General features: G+C 72.1%; 22 protein-coding genes. 19 read left to right on the plus strand and 3 right to left on the minus strand.

What is annotated here, in order from left to right; genetic code table 11:
* Positions 1–227: 227 nt before the first annotated feature.
* From IEZ11_RS32590 to IEZ11_RS32620, 7 genes are all read left to right on the plus strand, one after another.
* Positions 228–1,070: a nitrilase-related carbon-nitrogen hydrolase gene (locus IEZ11_RS32590; RefSeq protein ID WP_189266550.1), complete on the plus strand. Its 843-nt coding sequence runs from the start codon at positions 228–230 to the stop codon at positions 1,068–1,070.
* Positions 1,067–2,350, plus strand: a complete 1,284-nt coding sequence (locus IEZ11_RS32595; RefSeq protein WP_189266551.1) for an aspartate aminotransferase family protein — start codon at positions 1,067–1,069, stop codon at positions 2,348–2,350. Before IEZ11_RS32590 ends, IEZ11_RS32595 begins: the two co-directional genes overlap by 4 nt.
* A gap of 175 nt (positions 2,351–2,525) precedes the next feature.
* Entirely contained in the window at positions 2,526–4,106 is a 1,581-nt protein-coding gene (locus IEZ11_RS32600) for a PucR family transcriptional regulator (RefSeq protein ID WP_189266552.1), read from the plus strand.
* Positions 4,107–4,276: 170 nt separating this feature from the next.
* Positions 4,277–5,119 (plus strand): nitrilase-related carbon-nitrogen hydrolase, encoded by an 843-nt coding sequence (locus tag IEZ11_RS32605; RefSeq protein ID WP_189266553.1) that lies wholly within the window; start codon positions 4,277–4,279, stop codon positions 5,117–5,119.
* Positions 5,120–5,216: 97 nt separating this feature from the next.
* The gene (hydA, locus tag IEZ11_RS32610) at positions 5,217–6,620 is read left to right on the plus strand and encodes a dihydropyrimidinase (protein WP_189266554.1); all 1,404 of its coding nucleotides are present in this window, start codon (positions 5,217–5,219) and stop codon (positions 6,618–6,620) included.
* A gap of 11 nt (positions 6,621–6,631) precedes the next feature.
* Positions 6,632–7,651 carry a TIGR03842 family LLM class F420-dependent oxidoreductase gene (locus tag IEZ11_RS32615; protein ID WP_189266555.1) on the plus strand — a complete coding sequence of 340 codons (1,020 nt, stop codon included), beginning with the start codon at positions 6,632–6,634 and terminating at the stop codon, positions 7,649–7,651.
* 130 nt (positions 7,652–7,781) lie between these two features.
* Positions 7,782–9,302 (plus strand): NCS1 family nucleobase:cation symporter-1, encoded by a 1,521-nt coding sequence (locus tag IEZ11_RS32620; RefSeq protein ID WP_189266556.1) that lies wholly within the window; start codon positions 7,782–7,784, stop codon positions 9,300–9,302.
* Between the two features lie 40 nt (positions 9,303–9,342).
* Here the strand turns inward: IEZ11_RS32620 and IEZ11_RS32625 are convergent, their stop codons facing one another.
* Together IEZ11_RS32625 and IEZ11_RS32630 are read right to left on the minus strand one after the other, a co-directional pair.
* A complete protein-coding gene (locus IEZ11_RS32625; RefSeq protein ID WP_189266557.1) occupies positions 9,343–10,026 on the minus strand; it encodes a hypothetical protein in 684 nt (227 codons plus the stop codon).
* Between the two features lie 260 nt (positions 10,027–10,286).
* Positions 10,287–10,556, minus strand: coding sequence for a GlsB/YeaQ/YmgE family stress response membrane protein (locus IEZ11_RS32630; RefSeq protein ID WP_189266558.1), 270 nt, complete (start codon positions 10,554–10,556; stop codon positions 10,287–10,289).
* Between the two features lie 248 nt (positions 10,557–10,804).
* Between IEZ11_RS32630 and IEZ11_RS32635 the strand changes: the two genes are divergently transcribed.
* The 11 genes from IEZ11_RS32635 to IEZ11_RS32685 all read left to right on the plus strand — a co-directional run bounded on the left by IEZ11_RS32635 (position 10,805) and on the right by IEZ11_RS32685 (position 23,323).
* Positions 10,805–11,167 (plus strand): ArsR/SmtB family transcription factor, encoded by a 363-nt coding sequence (locus tag IEZ11_RS32635; protein ID WP_189266559.1) that lies wholly within the window; start codon positions 10,805–10,807, stop codon positions 11,165–11,167.
* A 203-nt stretch (positions 11,168–11,370) separates the two neighbouring features.
* Positions 11,371–13,074: an LCP family protein gene (locus IEZ11_RS32640; protein ID WP_189266560.1), complete on the plus strand. Its 1,704-nt coding sequence runs from the start codon at positions 11,371–11,373 to the stop codon at positions 13,072–13,074.
* A 250-nt stretch (positions 13,075–13,324) separates the two neighbouring features.
* Positions 13,325–15,121: a gamma-glutamyltransferase family protein gene (locus IEZ11_RS32645; protein WP_189266561.1), complete on the plus strand. Its 1,797-nt coding sequence runs from the start codon at positions 13,325–13,327 to the stop codon at positions 15,119–15,121.
* Between the two features lie 100 nt (positions 15,122–15,221).
* Complete coding sequence (locus IEZ11_RS32650) at positions 15,222–16,070, plus strand: inositol monophosphatase family protein (protein WP_189266562.1); 849 nt, start codon at positions 15,222–15,224, stop codon at positions 16,068–16,070.
* An 84-nt stretch (positions 16,071–16,154) separates the two neighbouring features.
* Positions 16,155–17,564 carry a phytoene desaturase family protein gene (locus IEZ11_RS32655; RefSeq protein WP_189266563.1) on the plus strand — a complete coding sequence of 470 codons (1,410 nt, stop codon included), beginning with the start codon at positions 16,155–16,157 and terminating at the stop codon, positions 17,562–17,564.
* Complete coding sequence (locus IEZ11_RS32660; RefSeq protein WP_189266564.1) at positions 17,561–18,070, plus strand: O-acetyl-ADP-ribose deacetylase; 510 nt, start codon at positions 17,561–17,563, stop codon at positions 18,068–18,070. Before IEZ11_RS32655 ends, IEZ11_RS32660 begins: the two co-directional genes overlap by 4 nt.
* A gap of 196 nt (positions 18,071–18,266) precedes the next feature.
* Entirely contained in the window at positions 18,267–19,148 is an 882-nt protein-coding gene (locus tag IEZ11_RS32665) for a YhjD/YihY/BrkB family envelope integrity protein (protein WP_229713497.1), read from the plus strand.
* 103 nt (positions 19,149–19,251) lie between these two features.
* Entirely contained in the window at positions 19,252–21,912 is a 2,661-nt protein-coding gene (locus IEZ11_RS32670) for a winged helix-turn-helix domain-containing protein (RefSeq protein ID WP_229713498.1), read from the plus strand.
* Between the two features lie 110 nt (positions 21,913–22,022).
* Positions 22,023–22,220 carry a DUF8691 family protein gene (locus tag IEZ11_RS32675; protein ID WP_189266566.1) on the plus strand — a complete coding sequence of 66 codons (198 nt, stop codon included), beginning with the start codon at positions 22,023–22,025 and terminating at the stop codon, positions 22,218–22,220.
* 128 nt (positions 22,221–22,348) lie between these two features.
* The gene (locus IEZ11_RS32680) at positions 22,349–22,837 is read left to right on the plus strand and encodes an SHOCT domain-containing protein (RefSeq protein WP_189266567.1); all 489 of its coding nucleotides are present in this window, start codon (positions 22,349–22,351) and stop codon (positions 22,835–22,837) included.
* 33 nt (positions 22,838–22,870) lie between these two features.
* Positions 22,871–23,323, plus strand: coding sequence for a DUF7144 family membrane protein (locus IEZ11_RS32685; RefSeq protein ID WP_189266568.1), 453 nt, complete (start codon positions 22,871–22,873; stop codon positions 23,321–23,323).
* Between the two features lie 40 nt (positions 23,324–23,363).
* On the opposite strand, the gene IEZ11_RS32690 is transcribed toward IEZ11_RS32685, so the two are convergent.
* Complete coding sequence (locus tag IEZ11_RS32690; RefSeq protein WP_189266569.1) at positions 23,364–24,266, minus strand: LysR family transcriptional regulator; 903 nt, start codon at positions 24,264–24,266, stop codon at positions 23,364–23,366.
* Positions 24,267–24,410: 144 nt separating this feature from the next.
* Here IEZ11_RS32690 and IEZ11_RS32695 point away from each other — a divergent pair, with 144 nt between their 5' ends.
* A complete protein-coding gene (locus IEZ11_RS32695) occupies positions 24,411–25,301 on the plus strand; it encodes an SDR family oxidoreductase (RefSeq protein ID WP_189266570.1) in 891 nt (296 codons plus the stop codon).
* Positions 25,302–25,387: the final 86 nt, after the last annotated feature.

Genomic DNA, 25,387 nt, shown 5'->3' on the forward strand with positions numbered 1-25,387 from the left:
GGGGCGCGACCGAGGCGCCCCAAAGGGGCGCGGGGAACGGCGCGACCAGCCCCCAGGCACCTGGGGTCCGGAACGGCACCGAGCTGAGACGGCGCTTCCGGGTCGGCCCCCGCATCCGCCAGCCAGGTAAGAAACGCGATCGACTCGGCGGCTTAACGACGATGGTCTTGGCAAGGACTCCGAGGAGGCTTACTTTCGACCCTCTACGGGCGTAGAAGGAGCAGCTCATGGCCAACGTCGTACGCGCCGCTCTGGTCCAGGCCACCTGGACCGGCGACACCGAGTCCATGGTGGCGAAACACGAGGTGTACGCCCGCGAGGCGGCCCGTCAGGGTGCGAAGATCATCGGATTTCAGGAGGTCTTCAACGCCCCCTACTTCTGCCAGGTCCAGGAACCCGAGCACTACCGCTGGGCCGAGCCGGTCCCGGACGGCCCGACGGTCAGCCGTATGCAGGAACTGGCGCGCGAGACCGGCATGGTGATCGTCGTCCCGGTCTTCGAGGTCGAGCAGTCCGGCTTCTACTACAACACCGCCGCCGTGATCGACGCCGACGGCGCCTTCCTCGGCAAGTACCGCAAGCACCACATCCCGCAGGTCAAGGGCTTCTGGGAGAAGTACTACTTCAAGCCCGGGAACGCCGGCTGGCCGGTCTTCGACACCGCCGTCGGCAAGGTCGGCGTGTACATCTGCTACGACCGGCACTTCCCGGAGGGCTGGCGGCAACTCGGGCTCAACGGAGCACAGTTGGTCTACAACCCGTCGGCCACCTCGCGCGGTCTGTCGGCCTACCTCTGGCAGCTGGAGCAGCCGGCCGCCGCCGTCGCCAACGAGTACTTCGTCGCCGCCATCAACCGGGTGGGCCAGGAGGAGTACGGGGACAACGATTTCTACGGGACGAGCTATTTCGTCGATCCACGTGGGCAGTTCGTGGGGGAGGTCGCGAGCGACAAGGGCGAGGAACTCGTCGTCCGGGACCTCGACTTCGATCTGATCGACGAGGTGCGGCAGCAGTGGGCCTTCTACCGCGACCGCCGTCCCGACGCCTACGAAGGGCTGGTACAGCCGTGAACGACCTCTTCGCCCGCCACCGCCAGGTCCTGCCCGACTGGCTTGCGCTCTACTACGACGAGCCGCTGGAGATCACGCACGGCGAGGGCCGGCACGTCTGGGACGCCGACGGCAACCGCTACCTGGACTTCTTCGGCGGCATCCTCACCACGATGACCGCGCACGCGCTGCCCGAGGTGACGAAGGCGGTGAGCGAGCAGGCCGGCCGGATCATCCACTCCTCCACGCTCTACCTCAACCGCCCCATGGTCGAACTCGCCGAGCGCATCGCACAGTTGAGCGGCATCCCGGACGCCCGGGTCTTCTTCACCACCTCCGGCACCGAGGCCAACGACACCGCGCTGCTGCTCGCCACGACCTACCGCCGGACCAACACGATCCTGGCGATGCGCAACAGCTACCACGGCCGCTCCTTCAGCTCGGTCGGCATCACCGGCAACAAGGGCTGGTCCCCGACCTCCCTGTCCCCGCTGCAGACGCTGTACGTGCACGGCGGCGTCCGCACCCGCGGCCCGTTCGCCGAGCTGAACGACCGCGACTTCATCGCGGCCTGCGTCGACGACCTGCGCGACCTCCTCGGCCACACCCGGGCGCCGGCCGCGCTGATCGCCGAGCCCATCCAGGGCGTCGGCGGCTTCACCTCCCCGCCCGACGGCCTGTACGCGGCCTTCCGCAAGGTCCTCCAGGAGCAGGGCATCCTCTGGATCGCCGACGAGGTGCAGACCGGCTGGGGCCGCACCGGCGAGCACTTCTGGGGCTGGCAGGCACACGGCCAGAGCGGCCCGCCGGACATCCTCACCTTCGCCAAGGGTATCGGCAACGGCAGTTCCATCGGCGGTGTGGTGGCCCGCTCCGAGATCATGAACTGCCTGGACTCCAACAGCATCTCGACGTTCGGCGGCACCCAGATCACCATGGCCGCGGGCCTCGCCAACCTGTCGTACCTCCTGGAACACGACCTCCAGGGCAACGCCCGCCGCGTCGGCGGCCTCCTCATCGAACGCCTCCGCGCGGTCGCCGCCCAACTGCCCGGCGTCCGCGAGGTGCGCGGCCGCGGTCTGATGATCGGCATCGAGCTGGTCAAGCCCGGCACCGACGAGGCCGACCCCAAGTCCGCCTCGGCCGTCCTGGAGGCGGCCCGGGAAGGCGGCCTCCTGATCGGCAAGGGCGGCGGCCACAACACCAGCGCCCTGCGCATCGCCCCGCCACTGTCCCTGACGGTGGCGGAGGCGGAGGAGGGCGCGGCGATTCTCGAACAGGCGCTGCGGAGCGCCTACTAGGCGCTCTGCCGTGTGTCGACTGCGGCGCCGTCGTGGCTGGTCGCGCAGTTCCCCGCGCCCCTGACGGGGCGCTGGTGCAGCCCCCTGGCTTTCAGGGGCGCGGGGCACTGCGCGACCAGCCCCCACCGGCCCGCAGTCTCCGAACGCACCGAACCCGACCAAGGGACCACGCAAGATGACCGCCACTTGGGATCCCCCGAACACCACAGACCCCATACTGTCGGTCCGTCAGATCCTCGCCCTGGAAAGGGTCCTCGCCGGCGACCCCGAGGTGGTCGCCGGCTCCGCCCACCTCGACCGCCCCGTCCGCTGGGTGCATGTCGCGGAGGCCCCCGACGTCGGCGTCATGCTCACCGGCGGGGAGATGGTCCTCACCACCGGCGTCCTGCTCGCCGGCGACGAGCACAAGCAGGCCGAGTACATCCAGTCCCTGCACCGGGCCGAGGCCGCCGCGGTCGTCCTCGGCCTCGGCCGCGCCTTCCCCGCTCCCCCCGACGCCATGCGCCGCGCAGCGGACCGCTGCGGCCTCCCGTTGGTGGTCCTGCACCGCCCCTTCCCCTTCGCCGAACTGACCGAGGAGGTCCAGTCCCGCCTGGTCCGGCGGAAGTTCGCCGCCGTCAGCCTCTCCGAGTCGGTCCGTACCGCCCTCACCGGCCTGATCACGGCCGGCGCCCCTCTGCAACGGCTCCTCGACGAAGTCGCCGTGCACAGCGGCTGCCCCGTCGTCGTCACCAACCTCGCACACCGGGTCCTCGCCACCGCGGGGGAGCGCTCGGCGGTGGACGACGTGCTCCGCGACTGGGAGCGCATCGCGCGCCAGGCCGGCGGCAGCGCGGGCGACGGCTGGATCCGCGCCGAACTGGGCGGCCGAGGAGAGCGCTGGGGCCAGATCATGCTCTGCGGCCACCGCGGCGACACCGCCACCGGCCGGCTGCTCGCCGACCGCGCCGCCGAAGCTCTCGTGCTGCACCGCATGCTCGGCGGCGGCTCCGCCCACACCTGGGAGGAGCAGTCCGCACAGAGCCTGTTGACCGACCTGGTCTCCGGGGTCGTACCGGCCCGCCAACTGCTGCCCAGGGCGCGGGCGGCCGGACTCCCCGTCAACCGGCGGACCTTCGTCCCGCTCGTCGTACGGGATGCCGAACCGGCCCAACTGGAGCGGATCCTGCGCCTGCTGGGCCTGCCCGGACTCGTCGCCGAACTCACCGAGCGCACCACCGCGGTCCTCCTCAGCCTCGCCCGTGACCAGGACGCCGCCGCGCTCGCCGCGCACTTCGCGGCCCGGCTGCACGACGAGTCGGCGGGGCCCCGGACGGTGGTCGCCGCCGCGGGCGCCCGGACCGTCTGGGACGACGTGCCCGTGGGCCTGCGCGAGGCCCAGCACGTCGCGGACGCGGTCGCCGACACCGCCGCCGCCCTCGACCTCCCCACCGTCGTACGCCTCAAGGACGTCCACCTGCGCGGCCTGGTCCGGCTGCTGCGGGACGACCCGCACGTCCAGTCCTTCGCCGAGCGCGAGCTGGACGGACTGCTGTGCGGGAACGGCACCGACCAGGACCTGCTCGGCGTGTTGCGGACCTACCTCGCCACCGGCCGCAACAAGTCCCGCACCGCCCAGCTCCACCACGTCTCCCGGCCCGCGCTGTACCGCAGGCTGGAGGCGATACAGACCCGGCTCGGCGTCGACCTCGACGACTTCGAGCAGGCGGCCTCCGTGCACATCGCACTCCTCGCGCACGACGCGCAACAACAGTGAAACCTGTGACGACCTGGGAAAACGGCGGTGAAACATGGGCCAGCGGCAGCGTGACACGGTGGCACGCCGGGCGCTCGCAGACGTGACACGTTGGCACTCAGAGCTCGCTTTCGGACTTTCTAGGCTCCTCGCACATCGAGCGACACACGCCCGAGCGACCGGAGGTCCCGATGAGCCGAGTGATTCGTGCCGCCCTCTTCCAGACCGCCTGGACCGGCGACAAGGAATCGATGATCCAGGTCCACGAGCAGGCGGCCCGCGACGCGGCCGCGCAGGGCGCCCAGGTCCTGTGCTTCCAGGAGCTGTTCTACGGACCCTACTTCTGCCAGGTCCAGGACAAGGCCTTCTACGAGTACGCGGAGCAGGTCCCGGACGGCCCGATCGTCCAGCGCTTCCAGGCCCTCGCCCGCGAACTGGGCCTGGTCCTGATCCTGCCGGTGTACGAGGAGGAGCAGCCCGGCGTCCTCTACAACACCGCCGCCGTGATCGACGCCGACGGCTCCTACCTCGGCAAGTACCGCAAGCACCACATCCCCCAGGTCCCCGGATTCTGGGAGAAGTTCTACTTCCGTCCGGGCAACGCCGGCTGGCCGGTCTTCGACACGGCCGTCGGGAAGATCGGCGTCTACATCTGCTACGACCGCCACTTCCCCGAGGGCTGGCGGGCGTTGGGCCTCGGCGGAGCCGAGATCGTCTTCAACCCGTCGGCCACCTCGCGGGGACTCTCCCGCTACCTCTGGCAGTTGGAGCAGCCGGCGGCTGCCGTGGCCAACGAGTACTTCGTCGGCGCGATCAACCGGGTCGGTGTGGAGGACCTGGGCGACAACGACTTCTACGGGACGTCCTACTTCGTGGACCCGGAGGGCCAGTTCGTCGGCGAGGTGGCCTCCGACAAGGAGACCGAACTGGTCGTGCGCGACCTGGACCTGGCCAAGCTCCGCGAGGTCCGCGACCGCTGGCAGTTCTTCCGGGACCGCCGCCCGGACGCGTACGGCCCCATCACCGCGCCGTAGAACCCACGTCGACCGCGCCCCGCAAGGGGCGCGGGGAACTGCGCGACCAGCCACAGACGACCGGCACTTTCCCGACAACCGAACGGAGCGTGAACCCATGGTCGGCCGCACTCTCATCCGTGGCGGACTCGTCATCACCGCGTCCGACGAGATCCACGCCGACGTCCTGATCGAGGACGGCCGCATCGCCGCCCTCGCGGCGACCGGCACCCCCGCCGCCGAGGCCTTCACCGCCGAACGCACCATCGACGCCACCGGCAAGTACGTCATCCCGGGCGGCGTCGACGCCCACACCCACATGGAGCTGCCGTTCGGCGGCACCTTCGCCTCCGACACCTTCGAGACCGGCACCCGGGCCGCCGCCTGGGGCGGTACGACGACCATCGTCGACTTCGCCGTGCAGAGCGTCGGCCACAGTCTGCGCGAGGGCCTGGACACCTGGCACGCCAAGGCCGAGGGCAACTGCGCCATCGACTACGGCTTCCACATGATCGTCTCCGATGTGCACCAGGAGACGCTCAAGGAGATGGACCTGCTGGTCGAGGAGGGGGTGACCTCCTTCAAGCAGTTCATGGCCTACCCCGGCGTCTTCTACTCCGACGACGGCCAGATCCTGCGCGCCATGCAGCGCTCCGCCGAGAACGGCGGCCTGATCATGATGCACGCCGAGAACGGCATCGCCATCGACGTGCTGGTGGAACAGGCGCTGGCGCGCGGGGAGACCGACCCCCGCTACCACGGGGAGGTCCGCAAGGCGCTCCTGGAAGCCGAGGCCACCCACCGCGCCATCAGGCTCGCCCAGGTCGCCGGCGCCCCCCTCTACGTCGTGCACGTCTCGGCGATGGAGGCGGTCGCCGAACTCGCGCGGGCCCGTGACGAGGGCCTCCCCGTCTTCGGCGAGACCTGCCCGCAGTACCTCTTCCTGTCCACCGACAACCTCGCCGAGCCCGACTTCGAGGGCTCGAAGTACGTGTGCAGCACACCCCTGCGCCCTAAGGAGCACCAGGCCAAGCTCTGGCAGGGCCTCAGGACCAACGACCTCCAGGTCGTCTCCACCGACCACTGCCCCTTCTGCTTCGTCGGCCAGAAGGAGCTGGGCCGGGGCGACTTCTCGAAGATCCCCAACGGCCTGCCCGGCGTCGAGAACCGGATGGACCTGCTCCACCAGGCCGTCGTCGACGGGCACATCTCGCGCCGCCGCTGGATCGAGATCGCCTGTGCCACCCCGGCCCGGATGTTCGGCATGTATCCGAAGAAGGGCACCATCACCCCGGGCGCCGACGCGGACGTCGTCATCTACGACCCGCACGCCGAGCAGGTCGTCTCCGCCGTGACCCACCACATGAACGTCGACTACTCGGCGTACGAGGGCAGACGCCTCACCGGTCGGGTCGAGACGGTCCTCTCGCGGGGCGTACCCGTCATCACCGAGCGGGAGTACACCGGACGCGCCGGTCACGGCGTCTACACCCCGCGCTCCACCTGTCAGTACCTCAACTAGGAGACGCGCCCATGGACTTCGGACTCGTCCTGCAGACCGACCCGCCGGCCTCCCGGGTCGTCAGCCTGATGAAGCGGGCCGAACGCAACGGCTTCCGCTACGGCTGGACCTTCGACTCCGCCGTGCTCTGGCAGGAGCCGTTCGTGATCTACAGTCAGATCCTGGCCAACACCACGAAGTTGACGGTCGGGCCGATGGTCACCAACCCGGGCACCCGCACCTGGGAGGTCACCGCCTCCACCTTCGCCACCCTCAACGACATGTTCGGCAACCGCACGGTCTGCGGCATCGGCCGTGGTGACTCCGCGATGCGGGTGGCCGGCCGCAAGCCCAACACCCTCGCCCGGATCAGCGAGGCCATGAAGGTGATCCGGGCCCTCGGCAGCGGCGGCGAGGCCGATCTCGGCGGAACCGTCATCAAGTTCCCCTGGGTCAAGCCCGGCGCCGAACTCCCCGTCTGGATGGCCGCGTACGGCCCCAAGGCCCTGAAGATGACCGGTGAGGAGGCCGACGGGTTCATCCTCCAGCTCTCCGACCTCTACCTCACCGAGTACATGGTCAAGGCGGTGAAGGAGGCGGCCGTCGCCGCCGGACGCGACCCCTCCGAGGTCAGGATCTGCGTCGCCGCCCCCGCCTACGTCACCGAGGACGACTCGCCCGAGGCCCTCGCCCACGCCCGCGACCAGTGCCGCTGGTTCGGCGGCATGGTCGGCAACCACGTCGCCGACCTGGTCGCCAAGTACGGCGAGCACTCCGCCGCCGTACCCGACGAACTCACCGAATACATCAAGGCCCGCCAGGGGTACGACTACTCGCACCACGGGCGCAGCGGCAACCCCGACACCGAGTTCGTACCCGACGAGATCGTCGACCGGTTCTGCGTCATCGGCTCGGCGGACAAGCACATCGAGAAGCTGAACGCCCTGCGCGAGCTGGGCGTCGACCAGTTCGCCGTCTACGACATGCACGACGCCCAGGAGGCCACCATCGACGCCTACGGGACGAAGGTCATCCCGGCCGTCAACGGCTAGTCCACTCCTGGCAGTTGGTCTCCCCCTTCCCGCCGTCCCGGGAAGGGGGTCAGGGCGCACCCCACACGCGTACCCCCCCGCCCCGCCCGCACGGCCTCTCCCGTCCCACCTCACCCCGATTGGCCTGCCCATGACCGACACCGCTCCCTCAGCCATACCCCTGTCCGGTCAAGTCGACCTCCCCGACGGGCGCGTCGAGCTCACCCCGGGCTCCCCGCCGCCGAGCGGTCCGTACGCCAACGAGGACCTGCTGCCGGTCCCCGTCGCCAAGCGCACCTGGACCACGTACAACTTCTCCGCACTCTGGGTCGGCATGGCCCACAACACGGCCTCCTGGACCCTGGCCTCCGGGCTGATCGCGGTCGGCATGGACTGGAAACAGGCCGTGCTCACCATCGCCCTGGCCAACCTGATCGTCCTCGTCCCGATGCTGCTCACCGGGCACGCCGGACCCAAGTACGGCATTCCCTTCCCGGTCTTCGCCCGCGCCTCCTTCGGCGTGCGCGGCGCCAACCTGCCCGCCGTCGTACGGGCGCTGGTGGCCTGCGGCTGGTTCGGCATCCAGACCTGGATCGGCGGTGAGGCGATCTTCTTCCTCGCCGGCAAGCTGATCGGCGACAGCTGGGCGAACGCCTCGCACGTCGGCGGCTACGCCTGGACGATGTGGCTGTCGTTCGCGCTCTTCTGGGTGCTCCAGGTCGCGATCATCTACCGGGGCATGGAGACGATCCGCCGCTTCGAGAACTGGGCCGCGCCCTTCGTGATCGTCGGCGCCGTCGTGATGCTGATCTGGATGAGCAACAAGGCGGGCGGCCTCGGCCCGCTCTTCGACCAGCCCTCCAAGCTCGGCTGGGGCGGCGGCTTCTGGAAGATCTTCTGGCCGTCCCTGATGGGCATGATCGGCTTCTGGTCGACGCTCTCGCTGAACATCCCCGACTTCACCCGGTACGGGAAGAGCCAGAAGGCCCAGACACGGGGGCAGGCGCTCGGCCTGCCGACCACCATGACGCTCTTCGCCTTCCTCTCCGTCCTGGTGACCTCCGGCTCGCAGGCCGTCTACGGGCAGCCCGTCTGGGACCCGGTCCAGCTCGCCGCCAAGACGGACAACGTGGTCGGCCTGCTCTACGCCCTGGTCACCGTTCTCGTCGCGACGCTCTCCGTGAACATCGCGGCCAACCTGGTCTCGCCCGCCTTCGACTTCTCCAACATCGCGCCCCGGAAGATCAGTTTCCGTACCGGCGCCCTGGTGACCTGCGTACTCGGCGTGCTGATCTTCCCGTGGAAGCTCTACTCCGACCCGCAGGGCTACATCTTCACCTGGCTCGGCCTGGTCGGCGGTCTGCTCGGCACCGTCGCCGGCATCCTCATCGCCGACTACTGGATCCTGCGCCGCACCCGCCTCGACCTGACCGACCTGTACCGCACGGGCGGCCGTTACTGGTACGACGGCGGCTGGAACTGGCGGGCGGTCGCCGCCTTCCTCGTCGGCGGCGTCCTCGCGATCGGCGGCGCCAGCTTCAAGCCGCTGATCGACGGCCGTCCGATCCCGGCCCTGTCCTCGCTCGCCGACTACGGCTGGGCGGTGGGCCTCGGCACGTCCATGGCGCTGTACCTGGTGCTGACGAGGCTGGTACGGCCCAAGGAGGCGTGAGCGGGAGGCGCGGCGCGCGTACGAAGGGCAGCCGGTACGGCTACCGGCTGCCCTTCAGCGCGGTCACCGCGGCCTTCGCCGCCTGGATGGCACCCTTGTTGATCACGTCCGTGCCGGGTGCCTTCTTGGACTCGAAGTCGCTGCCGTTGTAGGTGACGACCACCAGGGCGTTGGAGACCTGGGCCATCACCACGCCCTCACGGGTCTGCTGCTTGTCCTCGGTGGTGAGGTTCACGACCGAGTAGCCGTTGTCGCCGAGGCCCGGCACGGCCCCGCCGCCGCTCTTCTCGGTGACCCGGTCCTTGTACTCCTTGGCGGCCGCCGCGTCCGTGTCCATGATCTCGAAGGAGACGTCGAGCCAGCGGTAGTCGTACCCCTTGAGCGCGTTCCAGGAGCAGGTACGGCGCAGCTTGGTGTCGGTGGAGGGGATCTCCTTGCCGGCCGTCTTCGCGCCCGGCACCAGTGACTTGACGGTGGCCACGGGGATACTGCCGCAGGGAGCGGGGGCGGCCGAGTACGTCTTGGCGGCGGCCGTCGAGGCGGACGACGTGGACGGGGCGTCGCTCCCCGACCCGCCGGCCGTCTGCTGGGCAGAGGTGTCACCGGAGGCGCTGGTGGACGTCGTCGTGTCCGGGCCCGACGCCATCACCCAGCCCGCACAGGCGAGTACGGCGACCGGCGTCAGGCGCGCGGTGAGGGCGAGCGGCAGTGGAAGAGAACGCAAGTCGCACTTCTCGCTGGGGGACGGTGTGCGGAGGAGTCCACACTGCGGACGGGACGCCAGTTTCACACGAGTCCCTGTGGGGCGGAAGTGGAATCGATGCCTTCCCTGTGGGCCGGGCCCGGCGCCCTGTTGACGGCGGCCGGGGGCCGTCCCCCTACATCCGGAATGTCGTGCGTCCGGGGTCCCTGCACATCCGGAATGTCGTGACTGCGGCCGGCCTTCGAGGGTGACCGGAGTCACCGTCACGCCGGTCCGGTGGCTCAGGCGCGCCGTGAGTTGCCGAACAGCAGCCGGTAGCCGATCAGCAGGACCAGGGAGCCGCCGATCGCCGCGCCCCAGGTGTAGAGGTCGAAGAAGTGGTTCTCGACCGGGCGGTCGAGGAAGCGGGCGGAGAGCCAGCCGCCCACGAAGGCGCCCGCGACCCCGATGAGGGTGGTGCCGATCAGGCCGCCCGGGTCGCGGCCGGGCAGCAGGACCTTGGCGATCCCGCCGGCGAGGAGACCCAGGACTATCCAGCCGATGATGCCCACGTTCGCTGTCCTCCAGTACGAATGCCGCGGAACGGGTACCGCTCCGCTGAATTGCGTTGTTGCGCAAGCTTATGAACGACGGCGGCCGTCGGCGACGCCCGGCGTCGAGCCGTCGATGATCTGTCACCCGCTCATGACAATGCGGGGGATATGTGAAGGGCGTTGTGGAGAGGTCGTGTGGGGGCCGTGATCGCACGGCTACACTGAGTGGGCGACAGTGCGGAGACAGTGAGGGGAGGGAACGGGCTGTGGGGGAGGACATCGGGGGCTTCACGGACCCGTCCGACGGGGTGCTGTCGGAGGCGGCCGCGGTGTTCGGGCTGCTCGCATCACCGGCCAGGCTGCACATCATGTGGGCGCTCTCCCAGGGCGAGAGCGATGTGACGTGCCTCGCGGACCGGGTCGGGGGTGCCCTGCCGGCGGTCAGCCAGCACCTGGCCAAGCTCAAGCTGGCCGGCCTGGTGCGGTCCCGGCGGGAGGGCCGGCGACAGGTCTACTACGTGGACGATCCGGACATCGTGACCGTGGTACGGGTCACCGTCGGACAGCTGACCGCGCGCTCGCACCAGGTCCCGGCGCCGGTGCGGCGGTTGTACGAGGCGGGCGCCTGACCGCTCGGACCCGGGCCGGAGCGCGGGGTGCGACGGCAGATGTGTCCGTGAGGTTTCATGAGATCCCTCACCTGTGAATTGGAGTGGGGTCTGTGCTGCGGGGGCTATGGATTTGTTAGATTGCGCAATCACGCAACCCGAACGGGCCCACCTCGTGCCCGACCGTGCCCGCAGACGGACCCGACCGTTCATGGGAGTGGAAGATGACCGACCCGTGGGACGGCCCGGGGGGCCAGGCCACGCGCAGCCGCACCGACCGGGTGCCCGGACAGCGTGGCGCCCTGCCCGACGGGACGCGGCCGACCGGTGGCCGTGCCGCCGCCCGGCAGGCGGCCAAGACCCGCGGTAACAGAAGTTCCCGGCGTGCCAGACCGGCGGGCCGCGGCAAGCGGGTCCTGAAGATCATCGGCCTGTGCACGGCCCTCCTGGTCCTGGTCACGGCCGGCGCCGGCTGGTGGTTCTACCAGCACCTCAACGGCAACATCAACAGCGTCTCCCTGGACGGCAAGGGCGGCACCGAGAAGGCCGACGCGTTCGGCCGGACCCCGATCAACATCCTGGTGATCGGCTCGGACGCGCGGACCAGCAAGACCGACTGCAAGCTCGGCGGCGGCTGCTCCCAGACCGGGGTGCAGACCGGTAACGGCAACGCGGACGTGGAGATGGTCGTCCACATATCCGCGGACCGCTCCAACGCGACGGTCATGAGCATCCCCCGCGACACCATGGTCGACGTCCCCGCCTGCAAGGACAGTTCGAGCGGCCAGTCCACCTCCGGCTACTACGGCCAGGTCAACAGCGCCCTCCAGTACGGCGCCGCCTGCCAGGTCGCCACCGTCCACCAGCTCACCGGCATCCCCATCGACCACTTCGTGAAGCTGGACTTCTCCGGCGTGGTCAAGATGTCCGACGCGGTCGGCGGCGTCTCCGTCTGCGTCAACAGCAACGTGTACGACACCTACTCGCACCTGAAGCTGTCCAAGGGCAGCCACACCCTCAAGGGGCAGGCCGCGCTGGAGTTCGTCCGCTCCCGGCACGGCTTCGGCGACGGCAGCGACCTCGGCCGTACCGTCTCCCAGCACATCTTCCTGAGCGCGATGATCCGCAAGTTCAAGAGCGCGGGCACGCTCACCGACCCCGCGGCGGTGTACAGCCTCGCGGACGCCGCCACCAAGGCGCTGACCGTCGACGACGAGCTCGGCACGGTCAAGAAGCTGATCTCGCTGGCGGCCGACGTGAACAAGGTCCCCACCAAGCGGATGACGTTCACCACCATGCAGACCGCGCCCGATCCGCAGAACAGCAACCGGGTGGTGGTGGGCGCGGGTGCCAAGGACCTGTTCGCCACCATGGCCAACGACCAGTCGCTGACCACCGGTTCGGGCAAGAAGTCCGCCGCCGCCTCGGCGACCGCGAGCGCGAAGCCGACGGCCACCGCGACCGTCCCGGCGGCCCAGATCGCCGTGACCGTCGAGAACGGCACCACCGTCACGGGCCGCGCCTCCGCCATCGCGAACTCCCTGATCTCCCAGGGCTTCAGCACCGGCACGAGCACGGCCAACGCCCCGACCTCCGCGACCACGACCACCCTGACCTACGGCAGCGGTGACAAGGCCGAGGCACAGACCGTCGCCAAGGCCCTCGACGTGCCGAGCTCGCACCTCAAGGCGGGCACCGGGACCGGCGTGATCCTGGTGATCGGCAGCGACTGGACCACCGGCACCTCCTACCCGGCCAGTTCCGGTGACACCAAGGCGGCCGTCTCCAACGCCAACGCCTCCACCGCCGACGACTCCAAGACCTGCGCCAAGGTCAGCCAGTACAAGACCGTCAGCCTCAACGGGATCCCCATGACACCGGCCCAGGCGTACGCGGCGGCGACCAGCAAGCCCGACTCCGACAAGTGACGGAGAGCGACCGGCACGCATCCGGCGAGCCGGTCGTGGCCCACCGACGGCCGGGACCCGCAACGGCGGCGACCGGCAGCGGAGTCCACCCGCCGAGCTGCCGCCGGCGCACCGCGACACCCCCTGGAACGCGCGGTGAGCGGGGACGGGATCGACGTCGCCGTACCCGGGGTGCCTGCCCGGATCGGTAGGCTGCTGTCCGATCGGTCCTTCCGAGGCTGACTGACGCACGCGAACGCCGAGGTGACAGATGCGGTTCAGCACCCGACCGACGCTCCAGGGAACCTTCGGGATGGTCTCGTCCACGCACTGGCTGGCCTCCCAGTCGGCGATGGCGGTCCTGGAGAACGGCGGCAACGCCTACGACGCGGCCGTCGCCGGCGCCTTCGTCCTGCACGTGGTCGAACCGCACCTCAACGGACCCGCCGGCGAGGTGCCGATCCTGCTCGCCCCGGCCGGCGGCGAGGTGCGGGTGCTGTGCGGGCAGGGCGTGGCCCCGGCCGGCGCCACCGTCGCCCACTACCGCGGGCTCGGCCTGGACCTCGTCCCCGGCACCGGCCCGCTGGCCGCGGCCGTCCCCGGCGCCTTCGACGCCTGGCTGCTCCTGCTGCGCGATCACGGCACCAAGCCGCTGGACGAGATCCTCCGGTACGCCATCGGGTACGCCGAGCACGGACACCCGCCCGTGGAGAACGTCGGTGCGACGGTGGAGAGCGTCCGCAAGCTGTTCGAGACCGAGTGGACGTCGTCGGCCGGGATCTACCTGCCCGGCGGCCGGGCACCCCGCACCGGGGAGCTCTTCCGCAACCCCGCCCTCGCCGCCACCTGGAGGCGGCTGCTCGCCGAGACCGCGGGCGCCGGGGACCGCGAGGCCCGGATCGACGCGGCCCGCGAGGTCTGGCGCACCGGCTTCATCGCCGACGCGCTGGTACGGCAGGCCGCCCGCCCCACCATGGACACCAGCGGCACCCGGCACACCGGCACCCTCACCGCCGCCGACCTGGCCGGCTGGTCCGCCGGCTACGAGAGCCCGGCGTCGTACGACTGGAACGGCTGGACCGTGTGCAAGGCGGGCCCCTGGAGCCAGGGTCCGGCCCTCCTCCAGCAGCTCGCCCTGCTGCCGCCCGAACTGCCCGCGTACGGGTCGGCCGACTACGTCCACCTCCTCGTCGAGGGCTGCAAGCTCGCCATGGCCGACCGCGAGGCCTGGTACGGCGACGCGGCGGAGGTGCCGCTCGCCGACCTGCTCTCGGAGCCGTACAACGCGGGGCGACGGGACCTGATCGGCGCCAAGGCCTCCCACGAGCTGCGGCCGGGCAGTCCCGGCGGCCGGGTGCCCCGGCTGACCGGCTACGCGCGCGTGGAGACGGGGCGGAGCAGCGCCTTCGACCCGATGGGTGCCGGTGAGCCGACCGTCGCGCAGGTCGCCGCCGACGGCGGCACCCGGGGCGACACCTGCCACCTGGACGTCGTCGACCGCTGGGGCAACCTGGTCGCGGCCACCCCGAGCGGCGGCTGGCTCCAGTCCAACCCCGTCGTCCCCGAGCTGGGCTTCCCGCTGGGCACCCGGCTCCAGATGGCCTGGCTGGAGGAGGGCCTGCCGAACTCCCTCACGCCCGGCCGCCGGCCGCGCACCACCCTCAGCCCGTCGATCGCCCTGCGCGACGGCGTCCCGGTGCTGGCCTTCGGCACGCCGGGCGGCGACCAGCAGGACCAGTGGCAGCTGCACTTCTTCCTCGCCGTCGCGCTGCGCGGCGAGGTCCGCGGCGGCCTCGACCTCCAGGGCGCGATCGACGCCCCGAACTGGCACAACGACAGCTTCCCCAGCTCCTTCTACCCGCGCGACCGGCGCCCCGGGAGCCTGACCGTGGAATCGCGCACGGACCCGGAGACCGTGGCGGAACTGCGGCGGCGCGGCCACGACGTGACGGTCGGGCCGGGCTGGTCGGAGGGCCGGCTGTGCGCGGTGGCCCGGAACCCGGAGACAGGAGTGCTGTCGGCGGCGGCCAACCCGCGCGGGATGCAGGGCTACGCGGTGGGGCGCTGATCGCGGTCCACCCGTCGGCGGCACCGGTTGTTCGCCCGCTTTCCATGTGACGTACATCCAACGGGCGGGGATTGTCAGTGCCGCGTGCTCTCATGGAGGCATGATCGAAGCAACGGAGACCATCGACGAGTTTCTCCTCCAGCACGCCGGTGACGTCGAGGACGCCATCCGCAAGGCCGCCCGGACCGAGATCCTGCCCCGCTGGCGCAGGCTCGCCGACCACGAGGTCGACCAGAAGAGCGGCCCGCACGACCTGGTGACGGACGCGGACCGGCTCGCCGAGCGCTATCTCACCGCGACGCTCGCCCCCCTCCTGCCCGGCTCCGTCGTGGTCGGCGAGGAGGCGGTGCACGCCGACCCGGAGACCTACGACGCGCTCCAGGGCGACGCGCCGGTGTGGATCGTCGACCCCGTCGACGGCACCCGCCAGTTCGTGCGCGGTGAGGACGGCTTCTGCACGCTGGTGGCGCTCGCCCACCGCGGCGTCCTGCTGGCCTCCTGGACCTACGCCCCGGCCCGCGAGCAACTCGCCACGGCGGTAAGGGGCAAGGGCGCCTTCCTGGACGGCGAGCGGCTGTTCGCCGGCGCGCCCGAGGCGGGCCGGGACCTCCGGATAGCCACCTCGCACCCGGACTACACGACCGACACGCAGAAGCGCGCGCTGCACGCCCTGTGGGTCGACGGCGTCGCCCCGCGCCCCTGCGGCTCCGCGGGTCTGGAGTATCTCGCCGTCGCCCGGGGCGAGTTGGATGCCACCGCGTTCTCCTGGGAGGCCGCCTGGGACCACGCCGCGGGGCTGCTGCTGGTCGAGGAGGCGGGCGGCGCCCACCGCACGCTCGCCGGCGAGCCGTTCCGGATCACCGGCGGCAACACCCTGCCGTTCACCGCGGCCCGCGACACGGCCACCGCCCACCGGATCGTGGACCTGCTGCGCAACCCGCACTGGTAACCCGAGCGAGGGAAGTGTCAGTCCTCCGGCATATCCTGAACCCGAGTGGCCATCGGCTGACGAAGGGGTCCGAAGGTGCCGTCGATGCTCGATGCGGTCGTGGTGGGGGCGGGGCCGAACGGCCTGACGGCCGCCGTGGAGCTGGCCCGGCGCGGTTTCTCCGTGGCGCTCTTCGAGGCGCGGGACACCGTGGGCGGCGGCGCCCGTACCGAGGAGCTCACACTCCCCGGCTTCCGGCACGACCCGTGCTCGGCGGCCCACCCGCTCGGCATCAACTCGCCGGCCTTCCGCGCCCTGCCCCTGGAGCGGTACGGCCTGGAGTGGCTGCACGCGGACCTGCCGATGGCGCACCCGTTCCCCGACGGCCGCGCGGCCGTGCTGGCCCGCTCCGTCGCGGAGACCGCGGCCTCCTTCGGACCGCGTGACGCGGGCACCTACCGCAGGCTGGTCGAGCCGTTCCTGCCCAAGTGGGACACCCTGGTCCGGGACTTCATGTCACTGCCGTCCACCGCGCTGCCGCGCGACCCGGTCACCCTCGCCCGGTTCGGCCTGGCCGGGCTGCCGCCCGCCACCCTGCTGCTGCGCCGCTTCCACGACGAGCGGGCCCGCACCCTCCTCGCCGGCCTCGTCGCCCATGTCATGGCCCCGCTCAGCGGCTTCGCGACCGGCGCCGTCGGCCTGGTCTTCGCGCTCGCCGCGCACGCCCGCGGCTGGCCGGTGGCCCGGGGCGGCTCCCAGGCCATCTCCGACGCCCTCGCCGCCTACCTCAAGGACCTCGGCGGCGCGATCCACACCGACTACGAGGTCAAGCGCCTCGACGACCTGCCGCCCGCCCGGTCGTACATCTTCGACACCTCGCCCACCGCCCTGGCCCGCATCGCCGGATTCGGCACCTACTACCAGGGCTACCGCTACGGCCCCGGCGTCTTCAAGATCGACTACGCGCTGGACGGGCCGGTGCCCTGGACGGCACCGGAGGCCCGCCGCGCCGGGACCGTGCAGATCGCCGCGGACAGCACGGAGATCGGCACCGCCCTGCGCGCCGCCGCCCGCGAGGGCCGCGCCCCCGACCGCCCCTTCATGATCACGGTGCAGCCGAGCGTCGTGGACCCGGGCCGCGCCCCCGAGGGCAAGCAGGTCTTCTGGGCGTACGCCCATGTGCCGAGCGGCTGGACCGGCGACCTCACCGAGGTGATGGAGCGTCAACTGGAGCGCTTCGCCCCGGGGTTCCGCGACCGCGTACTGGCCCGCGCCACCGCCGGACCCGCCGAACTCGCCGCCCGCAACGCCAACTACGTCGGCGGCGACATCGGCACCGGCGCGGTCTCCGGCCTCCAGATCATGCTCCGCCCCAAGCTGTCCCTGTCCCCGTACGGCACCCCGCACCCCGCCGTCTTCATCTGCTCGTCGGCCACCCCACCCGGCCCGGGTGTGCACGGCATGTCGGGGCACAACGCGGCGAAGGCCGTGTGGAGGAGGCTGCGCCAGTCATGACCCGTATCACTCTCGCCCAGGGCGACATCACCCGGCAGAGCGTCGACGCCATCGTCAACGCGGCCAACTCGTCCCTGCTCGGCGGCGGAGGCGTCGACGGCGCCATCCACCGCCGCGGCGGCCCCGCCATCCTCGCGGACTGCCGCAGGCTGCGCGCCTCCCACTACGGCAAGGGCCTGCCCACCGGACAGGCCGTCGCCACCACGGCCGGCGACCTCGACGCCCGGTGGGTCATCCACACCGTCGGCCCCGTCCACTCGCAGAGCCTGGACCGCTCCGAGCTGCTGGCCTCCTGCTACCGCGAGTCCCTCAGGCGCGCCGACGAACTCGGTGCCCGCACGGTCGCGTTCCCCGCCATCTCCACCGGGATCTACGGCTGGCCGATGGACGACGGCGCCCGGATCGCCGTCGAGACGGTCCGGGACGCGGACACCGCCGTCGAGGAGGTGCGGTTCGTGCTCTTCGACGAGCAGGCCTACGAGGCGTTCGCCCGGCAGCTGCCCTGACGGCACACGGCACACGGCACGGGGTGCCGTCGCACCGCCCGCCCCGCACCCTGGACGGCAGGGAAAGGAGCACGCCATGCCGACCAGGGGGCGACCGCGGCGCCACGGGTCCGGACCCGGTGCGTCCCGGCCCGGTGCGTCCCCGCACGGTGCGTCCCGGCTCGGTGCGTCCCCGCCCGGCGGGTCCCGGTTCGGCGTGTCCCGGTGGCGTGAGCGGACCGCACGCCTGGTCGCCGCCGCGAAGACCGCCCACCGGCGGGCGGAGACCAGGTTCCCCGTCGTCACGCACCTGGCCGATCGCATGGTGTCCGTGAACATCTTCGACACCGCCACCCGCCTGGCCGCCCAGTGCTTCCTGACCGCCGTCCCGCTGCTCTTCGTGTTCGCCGCCTACGCCCCACCGGTGGTCCGGGAGCAGCTGCTCCGCGCCATGCGCTCGGTGTTCGGACTGGACGGCCCGGTCGACACCGGGGTCCAGCAGCTGATGCAGCCCCCGAACGAGAGCCTGCGGCAGACCACCGGCGTGATCGGCGTACTCATGGTGCTGATCTCGGCGACCGCCGTCAGCCGGGCCGTACAGCGGCTGTGCAAACGCGCCTGGGAGATCCCCCGGGGCGGCATCCGGGTCGCCCCCTGGCGCTGGGTGGCCTGGCTCGCCCTGTGGATCGGCGCCCTGCTCGTGCAGGGCACCCTGCACAACGGCCTCGGCCTCGGCGTCTGGCTGGGCATCCCGGTCACCCTCCTCTGCCAGACCGGCCTGTGGTGGTGGACCCAGCACCTGCTCCTCGGCGGCCGGATCGGCTGGCGGCCCCTGCTGCCCGGTGCCCTGATCACGGCGGCCGCCCTCACCGCCCTGACCGCGATCGCCCGGCTCTACCTGCCGCGCACGCTGGACCGCACCGTGGCCGAGTACGGCTCGGTCGGCTCGGTGTTCGTGCTGCTGTCCTGGCTGATCGTGGTCTGCCTGACCGCCACCGTCAGCGTCAGCACCGGAGCCGTCCTGGCCCAGGAACCGTTCCTCGCCACCCGCCTGGGCAGCCCACCGCCCCGCGAGGACCGGGACCCGCGCCCGTCCTGACGCCGGGCCGCGGCCCCGTGCGCCCTGCGCGCCGGCCGCAGGACTGGGATCCTGATGGGGTGGAGCGCCGACCACGGCCGACCGGAACCGGGAGGTGATCTCCGTGGCCGCGAGGGACGACAGCGCACGGGGACCGGCCGTCGGGTACGCCGACCCGCTGGGGGAGCCGTTCCTGCGCACCCGGTTCGCGGTGCCGGCCAGACCCGCCACCTTCGTGCGCAGACCCAGGCTGACCGCACACCTCGACCAGGCCCTCGACACCCCGCTGACCATGGTCAACGGCGCGGCCGGCGCCGGGAAGACCCTCCTCGTCGCCGACTGGGCCGCCCGGCTCGGACAACCGGTCGCCTGGCTCACCAACGAGGCGGGCGACCAGGACCCCGGCAAGTTCTGGGCCTATGCGCTGCACGCCCTGCACACCGCCGGAACACCGCTGTCCGCCGGAGTCGGCGGCTCCCCCGGGGACCTCCGCATGGTGGACCACCGGCTGCTGGCCCGCCTCGCCGACGAACTGAACGGCCGCGACCGGCCCGCGATCCTCGTCCTCGACGAGTTCGACCGGCTGGCCGCCCCGGAGACGGCCGAGCAACTGGAGTTCGTCCTCCACCACGCCGGCCAGGGTCTGCGGCTGGTCCTCGTCACCCGCACCGAACCCCTGCTGCCCCTGCACCGCTACCGGGCGGCGGCGGCCATGACCGAGATCAGGAACCACGAGCTGGCCTTCACCCCCGAGGAGGCCGCCGACCTGCTGGCGCGGCACGGCCTGCGGCTGCCCGCCGAAGCCGCCCGCGCCCTGGTGGAACGCACCGGGGGCTGGGCGGCCGGACTGCGCCTGAGCGCCCTGGCCGCCCAGCAGAGCACGGACCCGGAGACGTACCTCAAGGAGTTCGAGGCCGGCCACAGCACCATCGCCGACTTCCTCCTCGCCGAGGTGGTCGGACGGCAGCCGCCCGAGACGCAGGACCTGCTGCTGCGCGTCAGCGTCCTGGACCGGTTCGGCCCCGAGCTGGCGGAGGCCCTGACCGGCCGCCCCGACGCCGGGCCGCTGCTGGCCGGGCTGTGCCGGCAGAACGCCTTCGTCGAGGACCTCGGACACTCCTGGTACCGGCTGCGTCCGCTGTTCGGGGAGATCCTCCGGGTCCATCTGCGGGCCCGCGACCCGGGGCTCGAACCCGAACTGCACCGGCGCGCCGCGTGGTGGCTGCGGGCCCACGGCGCCGTGCCCGAGGCGCTGGCCCACGGCGCGGCGGCGGCCGACTGGGAGTGCACCGCGGGCGCCCTCGTCGACGACCTGGCGATCGGCCGGCTCCTCACCGGCCTGCGCGCCGACGACCTCACCGAACTGTTCTCCGGGATGGGCCCGGAGGCCGGCGGACCGGCCGTGGACCTGGTGCGGGCGGCCCGCGAGCTGTCCGAGCACGATCTCGACCACGGCCTGGCCCACCTCGGCCGCGCCGAGCAGAGCCTGGCCACCGGAGCGGCCGCCGCCGCGGGCCGGCTGAGCTGTGTCCTCCTGGAGTCCCTCGCGGCCAGGCTGACCGGTTGCCCGGACCGGGCCGAGCGGGCGATGGCGGACGCCGCGCCACTGCGCCGCGAGGTGCCCGCCCACCTCCTCGCCAAGCACCCCGAACTCACCGCCCTGCTCCTCAGCCACCTGGGCTCGGCCCGGGTGTGGGCCGGGCACTTCGACGCGGCGCGCGCCGCCCTGACCGAGGTGGCCGACCTCCCCGGCGGCGCCCTGACCGAACTGCCCCGGGAGGACTGTCTCGGGCACCTGGCCCTGATCGACTACTTCGACGGCTGGCTCGACCTGGCGGAGCGCCGGGCCCTGGCCGCGACCGACGCGACACGGCACTGCGGCGGACGCCCGTTCCCCGGCGCCGGGCTCGGGCAGCTGGTGCTGGCCGCCGTGGCCGTCGACCGCGACGAACTCTGCCGGGCCCGGTCCCTGCTGGACGAGGCAGCCGAGTCCGGTCCCGGCCCCGGTGTGCCCGACCCGGTCACCGAGGCGTGCCGGGCCCTGGTGACGGGACGGCTGCACCGCGCCCTCGGCGACGCCCGGACCGCCGCGAACGCGGCCGATCCCGCCGTACGGGCCGAGGTGACCTCGCCCTGGGCCCGAGCCGACGCGGCCCTGGCCGTGGCGGCGGTCCTGCTCGCCGACGGCCGTCCCGGCCCGGCCGCCGAGGTGCTGGCCGGGATCGGCCGGCCCGGCGGACCGGTGTGCGCCGCGGACGTCGCGTGGGCGCAGCTCGCCGCCGGCCGCCGCGAGGAAGCCGTGGGGGCGGCCGACCGGCTGTGCACGGAGACGGAAGGCCGGACCGGCCCCGGGGTCACGGTCCGGGCCACCCTGGTGCGGGCCCGCGCCGCGGCCGAGGCGGGCGACACCGACACCGCCCGCAAGCTGCTCGCCCGAGCCCTCCTGGAGGCGCGCCGGGACCGGCTGCGACGCCCGTTCCTCGACGCCGGGCCGGGAATCCGCCGTCTCCTGGACACCCCGCCGCTGCACGGCCTGGCCGCGGGCTGGCTGCACGGCGACGGCCCCGGCGCCGATGCCCCGCCGCTGCTCGTCGAGGAGCTGAGCGGCCGGGAGCGCGAGGTGCTCGCCCGGCTGGCGCAGATGATGTCCACCCAGGAGATCGCCGCCGATCTGTACGTCTCCGTGAACACGGTCAAGACGCACCTCAAGAGCGTCTACCGGAAACTCGGCGTGGGCCGGCGGGGCGACGCGGTGCGCCGGGCCCGCGAGCGCGGACTGCTGTGACCTCCGCCCGCCCCGGACCCGGTTCACCTGCGCCGGGTGAGGCCGGCGGGCGGCCGCGGGGAGCAGGATCACGGAACAGACCGCAGCAGACCCGCGGCGGGAGACGGTTCATGCGCTACGAGATCCGCGTCGAAGGGACCATGTCGGAGACGCTGACCCGGGCCTTCCCGGAGATGGAACACGTGACGATGTCCGGCCAGACGGTCCTGTTCGGCCCCGTCGTCGACGAGGCGCATCTGTACGGCCTGCTCAACCGCTGTCTGTCGCTCGGACTGCGGGTCGTGGAGATGCGGCGCCTGCCGGAGTGACAGGGCCGCCGGCACGGCGGAGCGGCGCACGATCACCCGCCCCGGGTGAGGAACCCCGGCGCCCGCCGTGCGCACGCTGGGACGGCAGGGCGCGGCCGACCGGCCGGCGCCGTGGACGGAGGACGTACATGAGTGCGCAGACCTACCTCGCATACGACTATCCGCTGCTGAGCGCCTTCTGGACGATGCTCTGGCTCTTCCTGTGGATCATGTGGCTCGTCCTGCTGTTCCGGGTCATCGTGGACATCTTCCGCGACGACTCGATGGGCGGCTGGGCCAAGGCCGGCTGGCTGGCCCTCTGCATCGTGGTCCCCTTCCTGGGCGTCCTGGTCTATGTGATCGCCCGCGGCAAGGGCATGGGACAGCGGGAGATCTCCCAGGCCCGCGACCAGCAGAAGGCGTTCGAGTCGTACATCCGGCAGACCGCCCAGGGCGGCTCCGCGCAGAGCAGCAGCGTCGACGAACTGGCCAGGCTCTCCGAGATGAAGTCCCGCGGTGACATCTCCGACGAGGAGTTCCGCAAGGCCAAGGCACTGGTCCTGGGCGGCTCCGGGCCGGCCGAGCGCACCGGCTCGGCCGAGCGCTCCGGCTCGGTGCCCACCGCCCACGGGCGCTGAGCACCCCCTCCGAGAACGAATCGAGGCAGCCGAATGACCGCGACACATCCCGCGCACCACCCGCACCAGCACACCGCCAAGATGGCCTGGGCCGGAGGACTGACCGCCTTCGCCGGCGTCATGCTCCTGATCGCCGGACTGCTCGCCGTGTTCCGGGGCATCATGGCGATCGCCCAGGACGACGTCTTCGTCACGACACCCAACTACGTGTTCAAGTTCGACCTCACCAGCTGGGGCTGGATCCACCTGGTCCTGGGCGTGATCGCCGTGGTCGTCAGCATCGGCCTCTTCCAGCCGGCCGCGTGGGCCCGGGGCGCCGGTGTGGCGATCGCCGCGCTGGTGATCATCGCCAACTTCCTGTCCCTGCCGTACTACCCGGTCTGGTCCGTCGTGATGATCGCGCTGTCCGGGTTCATCATCTGGGCCCTGTGCGTGGTGCGGGGCGACGACTCGGCGGACACCGGCACGGGCACGGACCTGGGCTGACGGCCCGGCCGCTGTCCGCGCCCCGCGTGCGGGACTCCGCTCATGCCGAGTCCCGCACGATGTCGCGCGCCGGCGTCGGCACCAGATGGGTTCGTGCCGCGCGGCGGAACGCCGGGAACAGGGGGTGCGGGTCGCCGCTCCGGGCGGCGACGACCACCTGGAGGGGGGTCGCGTCCTCGATCGGGACGACGACGATGTCCGGCCGCAGGTTGCCGCGGAAGCCGGCCGGCGCCAGGGACACCACCTCACCGCTCGCGACCAGCTCCAGCTTGTCCTCCAGCGTGTCCACCAGGGCGCCCAGGTTGGTGTGGCCGGGGGGATTGGCCCCGATCCGGTCGGCGCCGGTGAAGCGGGGGAGCGGCTCGTCGGCGAAGTCCGCGAGGGTGACCGACGCCCTGCCGGCCAGCCGGTGGCCGAGCGGCACCAGCAGGACGCGCGGTTCGTCGTAGAGGACCGTGATGTCCAGGCCGTCCGCGGAGAACAGGAACCGGGTCACCACCACGTCGACCCGGTGGTCCAGCAGCGCGCCGCGGGGTTCGTTCCAGTCCACGTGCAGGGTGCGGACGTCGGCCTCCGGATGGCGGTGGCGCAGTTCGCGCACGGCCGGGGTGACGATCTGGTGGGTGGTGTAACCGACGGTGAACGGGCCGTGCCCGGCCGCCGACCGGGCGCTCGCGGCGGCCCGCGCGGCGCTCCGCAGCAGCTCCCTGGCCTGCGGCAGGAAGGTCTCCCCGGCCTCGGTGAGCCGGGTGCCGCGCGGCGTGCGGTCGAGCAGCCGGACGCCCAACTCCCGCTCCAGGCGCCGGATCTGACGGCTCAGCGACGGCTGCGCGAGATGCAGCGCGTCGGCCGCGCGGCCGAAGTGCAGTTCCTCGGCGACCACGGTGAAGTAGCGCACCAGGCGCAGCTCCAGGTCCACCTGCGGTACGAAGGAGTCGGGCACGCCTCGACTGTACTCCCGCCGCCGTGAGCTGCGGTCATGACCGGACGGGCATCACCGGGTGCGGAACGGGTCTTGGACCGGGGGCCGGGGTCCGGCGCAGGCTGGAGTCATCCCAGCCATTCACTCTCCGTGAGGTGATCTGTCATGCGTGTGTTCGTCACCGGTGCCACCGGGTTCATCGGCAGCGCGGTCGTCCGCGAACTGCTCGGCGCCGGCCACCAGGTGCTCGGCCTGGCCCGCTCGGACGCGGCCGGGACGGCCCTGAAGGAGGCGGGGGCGCAGGTGCACCGCGGCGACCTGACCGACATCGACGGCCTGCGGGCCGCCGCGGAGGCGACGGACGGGGTGATCCACACGGGCTACCACCACGACTTCTCCGACATGCCGGGTGCCCTCCGCATCGAACTCGGCGCGCTGAAGGCCTTCGGCGACGCGCTCGCAGAGTCCGGCCGGCCCCTCGTCGTCACCTCCGTGACCGGTCTCCTCACCCCCGGTCGCCTCGGCACCGAGGCGGACACGCCCGACCCGGCGGGCCCCGGTGCCCACCGGGCCGAGGCGGAGCGCGCCGCGCTGGCCCTGGCCGACCGCGGGGTGCGGGTGTCGGCGATCCGGCTCCCCCAGGTGCACGGAGCCGGTGACCACGCCTTCGTCCCGCTGCTGATCGGCACCGCCCGCACCAAGGGCGTCGCCGCCTACCTGGGTGACGGCACCAACCGCTGGTCGTCGGTGCACCGCCTCGACGCCGCCACCCTGTACCGCAAGGCCCTGGAGGCGGCCCCGGCCGGAGCCGTGCTGCACGCGGTCGCCGACGAGGGCGTCCCGCTCCGCGCCGTCACCGAGGTCATCGGCCGCCGCCTCGGCCTGCCGGTCGTGTCCCTCACCGGGGAGGACGCGGCCGACCACTTCGGCTGGATGGCGGCCTTCGTCGGCAACGACAACCCGACGTCCGGCGCCGCGACCCGCGAGCGGTACGACTGGCGGCCCGCGCAGCCGGGACTGCTGGCCGACCTGGACCAGGACCACTACTTCGGCTGAGTCTGCCGCGGGCTCAGGTCAGCCCACCTTCGTGTCGGATTCCCGCCAGCATCGGCCACCCCCGGTGGCCGATGCTGGACGCATGC

It is taken from the genome of Streptomyces fuscichromogenes (assembly GCF_014645815.1).
GTDB lineage: Bacteria > Actinomycetota > Actinomycetes > Streptomycetales > Streptomycetaceae > Streptomyces > Streptomyces fuscichromogenes.

Coding starts and splice junctions, on each gene's coding strand:
- IEZ11_RS32695 (WP_189266570.1), top strand. CDS start 24,411: ATGCGTGTGTTCGTCACCGGTGCCACCGGGTTCATCGGCAGCGCGGTC.
- IEZ11_RS32640 (WP_189266560.1), top strand. CDS start 11,371: ATGACCGACCCGTGGGACGGCCCGGGGGGCCAGGCCACGCGCAGCCGC.
- IEZ11_RS32615 (WP_189266555.1), top strand. CDS start 6,632: ATGGACTTCGGACTCGTCCTGCAGACCGACCCGCCGGCCTCCCGGGTC.
- IEZ11_RS32680 (WP_189266567.1), top strand. CDS start 22,349: ATGAGTGCGCAGACCTACCTCGCATACGACTATCCGCTGCTGAGCGCC.
- IEZ11_RS32590 (WP_189266550.1), top strand. CDS start 228: ATGGCCAACGTCGTACGCGCCGCTCTGGTCCAGGCCACCTGGACCGGC.
- IEZ11_RS32605 (WP_189266553.1), top strand. CDS start 4,277: ATGAGCCGAGTGATTCGTGCCGCCCTCTTCCAGACCGCCTGGACCGGC.
- IEZ11_RS32660 (WP_189266564.1), top strand. CDS start 17,561: ATGACCCGTATCACTCTCGCCCAGGGCGACATCACCCGGCAGAGCGTC.
- hydA (WP_189266554.1), top strand. CDS start 5,217: ATGGTCGGCCGCACTCTCATCCGTGGCGGACTCGTCATCACCGCGTCC.
- IEZ11_RS32655 (WP_189266563.1), top strand. CDS start 16,155: ATGCTCGATGCGGTCGTGGTGGGGGCGGGGCCGAACGGCCTGACGGCC.
- IEZ11_RS32650 (WP_189266562.1), top strand. CDS start 15,222: ATGATCGAAGCAACGGAGACCATCGACGAGTTTCTCCTCCAGCACGCC.
- IEZ11_RS32620 (WP_189266556.1), top strand. CDS start 7,782: ATGACCGACACCGCTCCCTCAGCCATACCCCTGTCCGGTCAAGTCGAC.
- IEZ11_RS32685 (WP_189266568.1), top strand. CDS start 22,871: ATGACCGCGACACATCCCGCGCACCACCCGCACCAGCACACCGCCAAG.
- IEZ11_RS32675 (WP_189266566.1), top strand. CDS start 22,023: ATGCGCTACGAGATCCGCGTCGAAGGGACCATGTCGGAGACGCTGACC.
- IEZ11_RS32645 (WP_189266561.1), top strand. CDS start 13,325: ATGCGGTTCAGCACCCGACCGACGCTCCAGGGAACCTTCGGGATGGTC.
- IEZ11_RS32600 (WP_189266552.1), top strand. CDS start 2,526: ATGACCGCCACTTGGGATCCCCCGAACACCACAGACCCCATACTGTCG.